This is a genomic window from Pseudomonas sp. WP18, assembly GCF_036689585.1.
In the GTDB taxonomy this organism is placed as follows: Bacteria; Pseudomonadota; Gammaproteobacteria; order Pseudomonadales; family Pseudomonadaceae; genus Aquipseudomonas; species Aquipseudomonas chlororaphis_E.
The window spans coordinates 4,755,281-4,767,287 of record NZ_CP144758.1 but is presented as its reverse complement, the minus strand read 5'-3'; the positions used below and the strand labels follow the sequence as shown (position 1 = coordinate 4,767,287).

Below are 12,007 nucleotides of genomic sequence, written 5' to 3'. Positions count from 1 at the left end.
GTATGATAGGCGCCCCCGCAGCCCGGATTGCGAATACGCCATGACTTTGCAGTACCCCACCATCGCCGATTGCGTCGGCAACACTCCGCTGGTCCGTTTGCAGCGCTTGCCCGGCGCCACCAGCAATACGCTTTTGCTCAAGCTCGAAGGCAACAACCCGGCGGGTTCGGTCAAGGACCGGCCGGCATTGTCGATGATCACCCGTGGTGAATTGCGCGGGCAGATCCGGCCGGGTGACACGCTGATCGAGGCGACCTCCGGCAACACCGGCATCGCCCTGGCCATGGCGGCCGCGATCAAGGGCTACAAGATGATCCTGATCATGCCCGACAACTCCAGCGCCGAGCGCAAGGCGGCCATGACCGCCTACGGTGCGGAGCTGATCCTGGTCACCCAGGAGCAAGGCATGGAAGGTGCCCGGGACCTGGCCGAGCGCATGCAGGCCGAGGGCCGTGGCAAGGTGCTCGACCAGTTCGCCAACGGCGATAACCCCGAGGCCCACTACACCACCACTGGCCCCGAGATCTGGCGCCAGACCGGCGGCAGCATCACTCATTTCGTCAGCTCGATGGGCACCACCGGCACCATCATGGGCACCTCGCGCTATTTGAAGGAACAGAACCCGAACGTGCAGATCATCGGCCTGCAGCCGATGGAAGGCGCGGCCATCCCCGGCATCCGTCGCTGGCCCGAGGAATACCTGCCGAAGATCTACCAGGCCGATCGTGTGGACCGCATCATCGACATGGCCCAGGCCGAAGCCGAAGACGTGACTCGTCGCCTGGCGCGCGAGGAGGGCATTTTCTGCGGCGTTTCTTCGGGCGGTGCCGTGGCAGGCATGCTGCGCTTGTCGAAGGAGGTTGAAAACGCGGTGATCGTCGCGATCATCTGCGACCGCGGCGACCGCTACCTGTCGACCGGCATTTTCGACGCGCCCAACTGATGGCCAAGCAAGAAAGAGGCCTGCGCTTCCAGCCCAGCGGTGGAAGCCGGGCCCCGCAAGTGCCCACCGGTAAGAAGCAGCGCCTGACCATCGAGCGCCTGGCCAACGATGGCCGGGGCATCGCCTTTGTCGACGGGCGCACCTGGTTCGTCATCGGCGCGCTGGCCGGCGAAGAGGTCGAGGCACGGGTGCTGGGGGCCCACGGCAAAGTGGTCGAGGCCCGTACCGAGCGGGTGTTCCTGCCCAGTGAACTGCGGCGCCCGGCGCCTTGCGTGCACGCCGGTCGCTGTGGCGGTTGCAGCGTCCAGCATCTGCCCCACGCCGAACAGCTTGCCCTGAAACAGCGCATGCTCGCCGAGCAATTGTCGCGGGTGGCCGGTGTGGAACCGGAGCAATGGGCCGCGCCACTGAGTGGCGCCGAATTCGCTTATCGGCGCCGTGCCCGCGTGGCCGTGCGCTGGGATCAGAAGGCGAAACGACTCGAGGTGGGGTTTCGCGCCGCTGGCAGCCAGGACATCGTCGCCATTGATGATTGCCCGGTGCTGGTACAGCCCTTGCAGCCGATCATGAGCCGCTTGCCGGACATGCTCAGGCGCTTGAGCAAACCCCAGGCGCTGGGACATGTGGAGTTGTTCGCCGGTTCGTCCCTGGCAGTGCTGCTGCGGCACATGGCGCCGCTGTCCGAGGCCGACCTGACGATCCTCAAGGATTTTTGCGACTTCCATCAGGCCCAGCTGTGGCTGCACGGCGAGGGCGAGCCGCAACCGGTGGCGCCGGGCCAGGCCCTGGGTTACCGCCTGGACACCTGGGCGCTGGAGCTGGCCTACCGGCCGGGGGATTTCATCCAGGTGAACGCCCAGGTCAATGAGGCGATGATCGTTCAGGCCTTGCAATGGCTGGCGCCGCAGCCCGATGAGCGGGTGCTGGACCTGTTCTGCGGCCTGGGCAATTTCGCTTTGCCGCTGGCCCGGACGGTGCGTGAAGTGGTAGCCGTGGAAGGCGTGCAGACCATGGTGGACCGTGCGGCGGCCAACGCTGTCAGCAACAATTTGAATAACACTGCCTTTTTTCAGGCCGATTTATCCCAGCCCCTGATGGCTGCGCAGTGGATCGGCGAAGGCTTTTCTGCGGTACTCTTGGACCCACCCCGTGACGGCGCTTTCGAGGTGGTACGCAAGCTGGCGTCCCTGGGCGCCAAACGGTTGGTTTATGTATCGTGCAACCCGGCAACTTTGGCCCGGGACACGGTCGAACTGATCAAGCAGGGCTACCGGTTAAAACGTGCCGGGATTCTCGATATGTTTCCTCAGACGGCGCATGTCGAGGCCATGGCGTTATTTGAAGCGAGCCAGGATGGCTTGTCCGACTGACCCGTTCGTGCCACCCCGCCACGGTCCTGGGCGGACACACGGGCAATGAAGGTCAGCGATGTTGACGCATTGAATCTGCGTCGTAGGGAAGGTAAGCAAAGATGGTACAGGTGAGAGCGCACCAGCCGATCAACACCGACGGCAGTATCAATCTCGAGGCTTGGCTCGATCACACGGTCAGTATCGACATGGTGCTCGATCGTGAAGCCTTGAAAGAGGCCTGCGAGTTCGCTCGTGAGGCCGAGCAACAACACAATGCGGCGAAGAACCTCTGGTCCGAGGGCACCTCGAGTTTCCAGACGGGGCTTGAGATCGCCGAGATCCTTGCCGACCTCAAGCTCGACCAGGATTCGCTGGTGGCGGCGGTCTTGTACCGTGGCGTGCGCGAAGGCCAGATCCAGCTCTCGGTGGTCAGCCAGCGCTTCGGCCCGGTGGTCGCCAAGCTGATCGACGGCGTGTTGCGCATGGCCGCTATCAGCGCCAGTCTCAGCCCGCGCCACTCCATGGTCCTGGGCACCCAGGGCCAGGTGGAGAACCTGCGCAAGATGCTTGTGGCGATGGTCGATGACGTGCGCGTCGCGCTGATCAAGCTGGCCGAGCGCACGTGCGCCATCCGCGCCGTCAAGGCGGCGGACGATGAAAAGCGCAACCGGGTCGCCCGGGAGGTGTTCGACATCTATGCGCCCCTGGCCCACCGCCTAGGCATCGGTCATATCAAGTGGGAGCTGGAAGACCTGTCTTTCCGCTACCTGGAGCCGGATCAGTACAAGCAGATCGCCAAGCTGTTGCATGAGCGGCGCCTGGACCGCGAGCGCTTCATCACCGACGTGATGACCCAGTTGCGCGAAGAGCTGCAGGCCACCGGCGTGGAAGCCGACATCAGCGGCCGGGCCAAGCACATCTATTCGATCTGGCGCAAAATGCAGCGCAAGGGCCTGGAATTCAGCCAGATCTACGACGTTCGCGCCGTTCGGGTGCTGGTCCCGGAAATGCGCGATTGCTACACCGCGCTGGGGATCGTCCACACCTTGTGGCGGCACATCCCCAAGGAATTCGACGACTACATCGCCAACCCCAAGGAAAACGGCTATCGCTCGCTGCACACCGCGGTGATCGGCCCCGAGGGCAAGGTGCTGGAAGTGCAGATCCGCACCCACGCCATGCACGAGGAAGCCGAGCTGGGTGTTTGCGCGCACTGGAAATACAAGGGCACCGACGTCAAGTCCGGGTCCAACCACTACGAAGAGAAAATCTCCTGGCTGCGCCAGGTCCTTGAGTGGCATGAGGAACTGGGCGACATCGGTGGCCTGGCGGAACAACTGCGCGTGGACATCGAGCCGGACCGGGTCTACATCTTCACCCCCGACGGCCACGCCATCGACCTGCCCAAGGGCGCGACGCCGCTGGACTTTGCCTACCGGGTCCACACCGAGATCGGCCACAACTGCCGTGGCGCCAAGATCAACGGGCGGATCGTGCCGCTCAACTACAGCCTGCAGACCGGCGAGCAGGTCGAGATCATCACCAGCAAGCACGGTACGCCGAGCCGCGACTGGCTGAACCCGAACCTGGGCTACATCACCACTTCGCGGGCACGGGCGAAGATCGTCCACTGGTTCAAGTTGCAGGCCCGCGACCAGAACGTCGCCGCCGGCAAGACCCTGATCGAGCGCGAACTCAGTCGCCTGGGCCTGCCCCAGGTGGATTTCGACAAGCTGGCCGAAAAGGCCAACATGAAAACCGTCGAAGACATGTTCGCCGCCCTCGGTGCTGGCGACCTGCGCCTGGCGCAACTGGTCAACCTGGCCCAGCAACTGGTGGAGCCGGAACGCGGCAACGAGCAACTGGAGCTGATCCCGCGCAAGGCCACCGGCTACAAGCCCGGCAAGCGCGGCGACATCCAGATCCAGGGCGTGGGCAACCTGATGACACAGATGGCCGGCTGCTGCCAGCCGTTGCCGGGGGACGCGATCGTCGGCTACATCACCCAGGGCCGTGGCGTCAGCATCCACCGCCAGGATTGCGCCTCGGTGCTGCAACTGGCCGGCCGCGAGCCGGAGCGGATCATTCAGGTCAGTTGGGGCCCGGTGCCGGTGCTCACCTACCCGGTGGACATCGTCATCCGCGCCTACGACCGCTCCGGTCTGCTGCGTGACGTGTCTCAAGTGTTGCTCAATGAGCGGATCAACGTGCTGGCGGTCAACACCCGCTCGAACAAGGAGGACAACACGGCGCTGATGTCCCTGACCATCGAGATTCCGGGGCTGGATGCGCTGGGGCGGTTGTTGGGGCGGATTTCCCAGTTGCCGAACATCATCGAGACCCGGCGTAATCGGACGCCGGGTTGAGCCCCTCACTGATTGTGGGAGCGGGCTTGCTCGCGAAGGCGGTATGTCAGAAACACTAATGTTGACTGACCCACCGCCTTCGCGAGCAAGCCCGCTCCCACAGGGTTACTTATGTACAGCCTTGAAGACCTGCTCCACCTGATGAACCGCCTGCGGGATCCGCAATACGGCTGCCCGTGGGACGTCAAGCAAACCTACGCAACCATCGTCCCCCACACCCTGGAAGAAGCCTATGAAGTGGCCGATGCCATCGAGCGCGGGGACTTCGATCATTTGCAGGGAGAGTTGGGCGACCTGCTGTTCCAGGTGGTGTATTACAGCCAGTTGGCGCGGGAAGAAAACCGTTTCGAATTCGCCGGCGTTGTCGACAGCATCACCCGCAAGCTGATTCGTCGCCATCCCCATGTGTTTCCCACTGGCGACCTGTACGCACCGCTGGATGTGCCGCGCCTGAATGAAGAACAGGTCAAGCAGCGTTGGGAAGCGATCAAGGCAGAGGAGCGGGCCGAGAAAGCCTCGGCGCCCGAGCAATTGTCGTTGCTCGACGATGTGCCCGGTGCCTTGCCGGCGCTGTCGCGCTCGGCGAAATTGCAGAAGCGTGCCGCCCAGGTCGGTTTCGACTGGCCCGGCCCGTTGCCGGTGCTCGACAAGGTCCGGGAGGAGCTGGACGAAGTGCTTGAAGCCATGGCCGACAACGACGCGGCGGCCATCAGCGACGAGATCGGCGACCTGCTGTTCAGCGTGGTGAACCTGGCCCGCCACCTCAAGGTGGACCCGGAAACAGCCTTGCGCGGTGCCAATGGCAAGTTCGAGCGGCGGTTCCGATTTATCGAACAGGCATTGCGCGACACCCGCCGTCCCATGGAAGATTGCACCCTCGAAGAGTTGGACGCCTTGTGGGGCGAAGCCAAACGTCAGGAAAAGAATTTGCCCAGCTGTGGCTGAGGCCGTTGCCTAAGTGAGTAAGCACCATGAGCCTTTCCCTTCGCGACCAGTTGCTCAAAGCAGGGCTGGTCAACCAAAAGCAGGCCAAGCAGGTCGGCAAAGAGAAACAGAAGCAGCAGCGCCTGGCCCACAAAGGCCAGATCGAGCTCGATGACTCCCAGCAGCGTGCCGCCCAGGAAGCCATGGCCGAGAAGGTCAAGCGCGACCAGGAGCTTAATCGCCAGCAGCAGGAAAAAGCCGAGCAGAAGGCCCGGGCCGCGCAGATCAAGCAATTGATCGAAGTCTCGCGCCTGCCGAAGCTGAACACCGAGGATTACTACAACTTCGTCGACGACAAGAAGGTCAAGCGCCTCTCGGTCAACGCCCTGATGCGCAACAAGCTGAGCAGCGGCTCGCTGGCGATCGTCCATCATGCCGGCGGCTACGAAGTGATTCCGCGCGAGGCGGCCCTGAAGATTCAGGAGCGCGACCCCAAGCGCATCGTCCAGCTCAACACCCAGACCGAAGAAGTGGACGCGGACGATCCGTACGCGGCGTATCAGATTCCTGATGATTTGATGTGGTAAGCCGGACGGCGAGGTAAACGCGGAGCCTGTGGGAGCGGGCTTGCCCGCGAAGACGGTGTGTCAGGCAACGATTGTGTCGACTGACCCACTGCTATCGCGAGCAAGCCCGCTCCCACAAGTTCAGTGCTGACCTCAGGATTCAGCCGTCTCCCGCGAGCGCGTCATTTCCTGGTATTCCAGCTCGGCCTTGTAACGGTTGGCCTCGGTCTCCGAGTGGAACATCCCCACCAGCAAATCCTGTTGATGCACATCCCAGATCCGGATACCCGCCGCAATGGCTTCGTGGGACATGTGGGCGTCGTCGCGTTCATTTACTTTCACAGTCATCTTGCAAGCTCCAATCTCGATCATCTGCAGCAAGGCGTGTGCAGGACTTTGTTATAGATTTTGATAGCCAGCTAAGTAAATGCCTGGAAGCGTTAAGAAGTTTTCATGAAAAGTGCAGCAATCCTGCAGGCCAGGCAGGGCGCGGCATTCGGTCGCAGGTGGTTTTTCATGAAGAAGTTTTCATGTTGCAGCGGTAAACCTTGAGTGAAAGCGCAACCCTGTGGGAGCGGGCTTGCTCGCGAAGGCGGAGTGTCAGTCGACCTCAATGTTGTTTGACACACTGCTTTCGCGAGCAAGCCCGCTCCCACAGGGTCATTGGGTGGTCATGAAATCCAGGCAACAAAAAGCCCCGCGTTGGCGGGGCTCTCTTGATCGCGGTGTGGATCAGCTGCCTTTCACAGCCTTCCCGTTGACCGTACCGTCCTGGAGCATGATGTTGTACTCCTTGCCGTCGGTCTCGACCTGTTGCAGGCGCACCAGCAGGTAGTCCCAGTCCTTGGCGAACCAGAGCACGGTGATGCGCTTGCTTTGCGTCGGGTCGCGCACGCGCTCGACCTTGATGGCGTCGATCTGGCCGGCCTTGGTCTCGACTTTTTCCGAACCCAGCACGCGGAAGTCATAGGTGTCGACTTCGCCATCGTCGACCACCTGATAACTCATGCTTTTCTTGCCGGCCGCGACGTCGTGCTGCAAGGCCAGTTGATAGGTGGACTTGTCGACCATGCCCCGGTTGAGCGGCAGCTTGACCGCATCGCCACGGTCGGTGCCGGTGACCATCTTGGTGTTCCAGTCGAAGTCCAGGTCGGCCTTCTTGGCCTTGCCCAGGCCACCGCGTTCGAAGTGGTAGGACTGGGGCAGCAGGGTGTCCTTGTCCAGGGTCAGGGTGCTTTCTTCGGTCAGGCTGGCGATCATCATCGAAGCCTTGAAGCTCAGCTTCCAGGTGCCGTTGGCTTCCTTGGTCAGGCTGCGTTCGGCGGTGCCGCTCATGGGCAGCTGTTTCCAGTCGGCGGTGTAGCTGGCGGAGAACGGTTGAAGTTCCGAAGCCTGTGCCAGGGGCAGGGCAAGCAGAGCGCAAGCGAAGAGCAGGGCGCGACGCATAAAATCTCCTAGTGTCGAATCAAATGGCCGCTGGCGGCGAGCAACTGGCCGTCCAGTGAGGCCCCACGATCGTCGAGGGTAAGCCGTCCTTCGGCAAACCAACGCACGGCCATCGGGTAGATCTGGTGCTCCCGGGCGTGAACCCGTTGCGCCAGGCTTTGCGGCGTGTCGTGCAACTCTACCGGTATTACTGCCTGTACGACCAGTGGTCCGCCATCGAGTTCCTCGGTGACGAAGTGCACGGAGCAGCCGTGTTCCGTGTCTCCGGCCTCCAGGGCACGCTGGTGAGTGTGTAACCCTTTGTATTTGGGCAGCAGCGAGGGATGGATGTTGAACAAGCGGCCCTGGTAGTGCCGCACGAAGCCCGCGCTGAGGATGCGCATGAAGCCGGCCAGCACCACCAGTTGCGGATTGAAGGTGTCGATCTGTTCGATCAGCGCGGCGTCGAAGGCTTCGCGGCCTTCGAAGGCCTTGTGATCGAGGACGCAGGTGTCGATACCCGCGTCCCGGGCGCGTTGCAGGCCGTAGGCGTCGGCGCGGTTGGAAATCACCGCGCGGATACGGACCGGGCTGTCGCCGGTCCGCGTGCTGTCGATCAGGGCCTGCAGGTTACTGCCGGTGCCGGACAGCAGCACCACGACGTTACAGGTTGCAGGCATCCGTTCGTGCATCAGTGCGCCTTGAGGTTTTGCAGCTCGACCTGGGCAGCGCCTTCGGCGGCGGTGGCGATCTGGCCGATCACCCAAGGCTGTTCGCCGGCTTCACGCAGCACGTTCAGGGCGGTTTCGACGTGCTCCTGGGCCACGCAGATGACCATGCCCACGCCGCAGTTCAGCACGCGGTGCATCTCGGTTTCGTCGACGTTGCCTTTTTCCTGCAGCCAGTCGAACACCGCCGGGCGGGTCCAGCTCGCCACGTCGACCACGGCCTGGGCGCCTTTTGGCAGCACGCGCGGGATGTTGTCCAGCAGGCCGCCACCGGTGATGTGGGCCATGGCCTTGACGGCGCCCGTGTCCTTGATCAGCTTGAGCAGAGGCTTGGCGTAGATGCGGGTCGGGGCCATCAGCAGGTCGGTCAGCGGCTTGCCGTCGAGCTGGGTGTTCTCGATATCGGCACCCGAGACTTCGATGATCTTGCGGATCAGCGAGTAGCCATTGGAGTGCGGGCCGGAAGACGGCAGGGCGAGCAGGGCATCGCCGGCGGCGACTTTCGAGCCGTCGATGATCTCGGCTTTCTCGACCACGCCGACGCAGAAGCCGGCCAGGTCGTAGTCTTCGCCTTCGTACATGCCAGGCATTTCAGCGGTTTCGCCGCCCACCAGGGAGCAACCCGACAGTTCGCAGCCGGCACCGATGCCGGTCACGACCTGGGCGGCGGTGTCGACGTTCAGCTTGCCGGTGGCATAGTAATCGAGGAAGAACAGTGGCTCGGCGCCGCAGACCACCAGGTCGTTCACGCACATGGCGACCAGGTCGATGCCGATGCTGTCGTGCTTGTTCAGGTTCAAGGCCAGGCGCAGCTTGGTGCCGACGCCGTCAGTGCCCGACACCAGCACCGGTTGCTTGTAGCCGGCCGGGATCTCGCAGAGGGCGCCGAAACCGCCCAGGCCGCCCATGACTTCCGGGCGCGCAGTGCGCTTGGCGACGCTCTTGATGCGTTCGACCAATGCTTCACCGGCGTCGATGTCTACACCGGCGTCCTTGTAGCTCAGGGAGGGTTGCTTGCTCATGATCCAGGCCTTTAGGGGGGATTTCTGGGTAACGACCGACTGCCGGGGCCATTGAATAACCGTTGTACGAATTATTCCGGATGCCCGACGGTTGCCGGTCTGCGAAGGCGCGCGATTTTATCAGGCTTGTGGGGCAGCGGCCATCCTCGCGCCGACGGGCAGGGACATATCCACGGAAAAAAACCGATATTTCTTATTTTGGTACTGCGCGACGCGGCTGTATAAGGTGTAGCGGTAACCGGCTATGGTGATGACAGTGCGAAACTTCCATCGGGTGGGTGAATGTTTTGCCCGATGCCGTGGTCACAGCCATGCTCAATCTTCTCCACACGGCCTGTTCCAGCCGTTATGTCCGGGAATCTTCCATGCGTTTGTTCAAATTCTTGTCCGTGGGTTGCCTGTCGCTGATCAGCCTGGCGAGCCATGCCGAAACCGTCAATGGCCTCTATCAAGTGTTCGAACCGGTCAGCAACCAGACGCCGGAGGAGCGCAACCAGGCGACGCTGCGCGCCCTGGACACGCTGGTGCTGCGCCTGACTGGCGACGCCAAGGCCGCACAGAATCCCGGCCTGGCGGCGGTCCGCAAGGACCCGCAGCAAATCATTCTCCAGTACGGCTACGACGCAGGCCCTCCGGAAAGCCTGAAGGTCGACTTCGACCCGGCGAGCACCGACCGTGCGTTGCGCTCGGCGGGGTTGTCGCTGTGGAGCGCGAACCGGCCGTCGATCCTGGGCTGGTGGCTGAACGATTCGGTCGAGGGCTCCAGCCTGGTGGGTGATGGCCAGGCCAGCGCGGCGCCACTACGGCGTGCCGCGCAACATCGGGGCCTGGCGTTGCACCTGCCGCTGGCGGACCTGAGCGAGCAGATCGTCGCCACCGCGCCGAACCTGGAAGGCACCGACCCGGCGCCGTTGCAGGCAGCGTCGGAGCGTTACGCGGCGGATGCGTTGCTGGCAGTCCATGCCAAGGAAGAGGGCGGGCAGTGGCACGGCACCTGGCGCCTGTGGCTGGGCGACCAGCGCGAGCAAGGCACGGCCCAAGGGGCCGATCCGGCGGCGCTGGCCGACGCGGTCATGCTGGCGGTGAGCCAACGCCTGGCGCCGCGCTTCGTCGCCAAGCCGGGCCTGGCCAGCGAGCAACTGCTGGAAGTGCAGGGCATGAACCTTGAGCGCTACGCGGCGCTGTCGCGCCTGCTCGAACCGTTCGCTGGGCAGTTGCAGCGGGTCGACGCTGACCGGGTCCTCTATCGGGTCAACGGCAGTGCCGACCAGTTGAAGGCGCAATTGGCCCTGGCGAAACTGCAAGAGGTCCCGGCCGGTGAAGCCCCTGCACCCGCACCGCAGACGCAGACGCAGACGCCACCCGCCGTCGATGGCGCGGCCCCGGTGGCGGCGCCGGCGCCAACCGCCAATCTGCGTTTCCGCTGGTAGGTTTTCTTTCTTTATATAGCTAGGAGTGGTTCATGGGCGATACGCGGCGTTGGTTCTGGTTGGGTGGGATCGCCCTGCTGTTTGCATTCATCTATCTGCTACACCCGATCCTCACGCCGTTCCTGGTTGCGTTGCTGCTGGCCTATCTGTTCGATCCGGTGGTCGATCGCCTGGAAAAATTCGGCCTGTCGCGAACCTGGGGCGTGGTGGCGGTGTTCGCCCTGTTCACCTTGATTGTCAGCGCCTTGTTGTTGGTGCTGGTCCCGATGCTCGCCAAGCAGTTGGTGCGCCTGTATGAGTTGGCCCCGCAGATGCTGGACTGGTTGCAGCACACCGCGATGCCTTGGGTGCAGTCGAAGCTGGGGCTGGCGGACGGCTTCTGGAAGTTCGACAAGGTCAAGGCGGCGATCAGCGAGCACATGGGCCAGACCACCGACATCGTCGGCGTGGTGCTGAGCCAGGCCACGGCCTCGAGCCTGGCGCTGATCGGCTGGCTGGCGAACGTGGTGCTGATTCCGGTGGTGGCCTTCTACCTGTTGCGGGACTGGGACCTGATGATGGCGAAGATCCGCAGCCTGCTGCCTCGTCATCGCGAAGAACACATCATGGCCCTGACCGGCGAATGCCACGAGGTGCTGGGGGCGTTCGTGCGTGGGCAACTGCTGGTGATGGTCGCGCTGGGCTTCATCTATGCGGCCGGGTTGATGCTGGTAGGGTTGGAACTGGGCCTGTTGATCGGCATGATCGCCGGGTTGGCGGCCATCGTGCCGTACATGGGCTTCGTGATCGGTATCGGCGCGGCATTGATTGCCGGGTTGTTCCAGTTCGGCGGCGACCTGTACCCCATGGTGGGCATTGTGGCGGTGTTCATGGTGGGCCAAGCGCTGGAAGGCATGGTGCTGACACCGTTGCTGGTGGGCGACCGGATCGGCCTGCATCCGGTGGCAGTGATCTTCGCGATCCTGGCGGGCGGCGAGTTGTTCGGCTTCACCGGGATCCTGCTGGCGCTACCGGTGGCGGCGGTGATCATGGTGCTGGTGCGACACATGCACGACCTGTACAAGGATTCGGACATCTACAGCGGCACCGAAGACCCCGAGCTGTAGGAGCAACGTCAGGAAAACCGTCGATCCCTGGTGCTGTCGCTGCAAACCTTTGATTTTGCTCGTGGTCCGGCGCATTGTGCGGTCCGCGCCACGGGTATAAACTTTGCCAACTTTACACAGAGGCCACTCGCGGCTCCCCGCAGCC

11 protein-coding genes are annotated in these 12,007 nt (G+C 63.1%); 7 read left to right on the top strand and 4 right to left on the bottom strand.

The genetic code is table 11. The annotated features are described in order from the left end of the window. The first annotated feature begins 40 nt into the window (after window positions 1-40). The 5 genes from cysM to V5F23_RS21055 all read left to right on the top strand — a co-directional run bounded on the left by cysM (window position 41) and on the right by V5F23_RS21055 (window position 6,172). On the top strand, window positions 41-943 hold the full coding sequence (gene cysM / locus V5F23_RS21075) for a cysteine synthase CysM (RefSeq protein WP_042728528.1): 903 nt from the start codon (window positions 41-43) through the stop codon (window positions 941-943). Further along, entirely contained in the window at window positions 943-2,313 is a 1,371-nt protein-coding gene (gene rlmD, locus V5F23_RS21070; protein ID WP_338496460.1) for a 23S rRNA (uracil(1939)-C(5))-methyltransferase RlmD, read from the top strand. The genes cysM and rlmD overlap by 1 nt, the downstream gene beginning before the upstream one ends. Before the next feature lie 101 nt (window positions 2,314-2,414). Continuing rightward, window positions 2,415-4,661 carry a GTP diphosphokinase gene (relA, locus tag V5F23_RS21065; RefSeq protein ID WP_338496457.1) on the top strand — a complete coding sequence of 749 codons (2,247 nt, stop codon included), beginning with the start codon at window positions 2,415-2,417 and terminating at the stop codon, window positions 4,659-4,661. Window positions 4,662-4,772: 111 nt separating this feature from the next. Further along, window positions 4,773-5,606 carry a nucleoside triphosphate pyrophosphohydrolase gene (gene mazG, locus V5F23_RS21060; RefSeq protein WP_047736534.1) on the top strand — a complete coding sequence of 278 codons (834 nt, stop codon included), beginning with the start codon at window positions 4,773-4,775 and terminating at the stop codon, window positions 5,604-5,606. 26 nt (window positions 5,607-5,632) lie between these two features. Continuing rightward, entirely contained in the window at window positions 5,633-6,172 is a 540-nt protein-coding gene (locus tag V5F23_RS21055) for a DUF2058 domain-containing protein (protein WP_042728532.1), read from the top strand. 132 nt (window positions 6,173-6,304) lie between these two features. Here the strand turns inward: V5F23_RS21055 and V5F23_RS21050 are convergent, their stop codons facing one another. The 4 genes from V5F23_RS21050 to purM all read right to left on the bottom strand — a co-directional run bounded on the left by V5F23_RS21050 (window position 6,305) and on the right by purM (window position 9,326). Next, window positions 6,305-6,499, bottom strand: coding sequence for a hypothetical protein (locus tag V5F23_RS21050; RefSeq protein ID WP_042728533.1), 195 nt, complete (start codon window positions 6,497-6,499; stop codon window positions 6,305-6,307). A 384-nt stretch (window positions 6,500-6,883) separates the two neighbouring features. Further along, complete coding sequence (locus V5F23_RS21045; protein ID WP_042728534.1) at window positions 6,884-7,597, bottom strand: DUF3108 domain-containing protein; 714 nt, start codon at window positions 7,595-7,597, stop codon at window positions 6,884-6,886. Between the two features lie 8 nt (window positions 7,598-7,605). Beyond that, window positions 7,606-8,256 (bottom strand): phosphoribosylglycinamide formyltransferase, encoded by a 651-nt coding sequence (purN, locus tag V5F23_RS21040; RefSeq protein ID WP_042728552.1) that lies wholly within the window; start codon window positions 8,254-8,256, stop codon window positions 7,606-7,608. Between the two features lie 11 nt (window positions 8,257-8,267). After that, window positions 8,268-9,326, bottom strand: coding sequence for a phosphoribosylformylglycinamidine cyclo-ligase (gene purM, locus V5F23_RS21035; protein ID WP_338496455.1), 1,059 nt, complete (start codon window positions 9,324-9,326; stop codon window positions 8,268-8,270). Window positions 9,327-9,691: 365 nt separating this feature from the next. Between purM and V5F23_RS21030 the strand changes: the two genes are divergently transcribed. Further along, window positions 9,692-10,756, top strand: a complete 1,065-nt coding sequence (locus tag V5F23_RS21030) for a DUF2066 domain-containing protein (protein WP_338496454.1) — start codon at window positions 9,692-9,694, stop codon at window positions 10,754-10,756. Between the two features lie 32 nt (window positions 10,757-10,788). Further along, window positions 10,789-11,862, top strand: a complete 1,074-nt coding sequence (locus V5F23_RS21025) for an AI-2E family transporter (protein ID WP_042728537.1) — start codon at window positions 10,789-10,791, stop codon at window positions 11,860-11,862. Window positions 11,863-12,007: the final 145 nt, after the last annotated feature.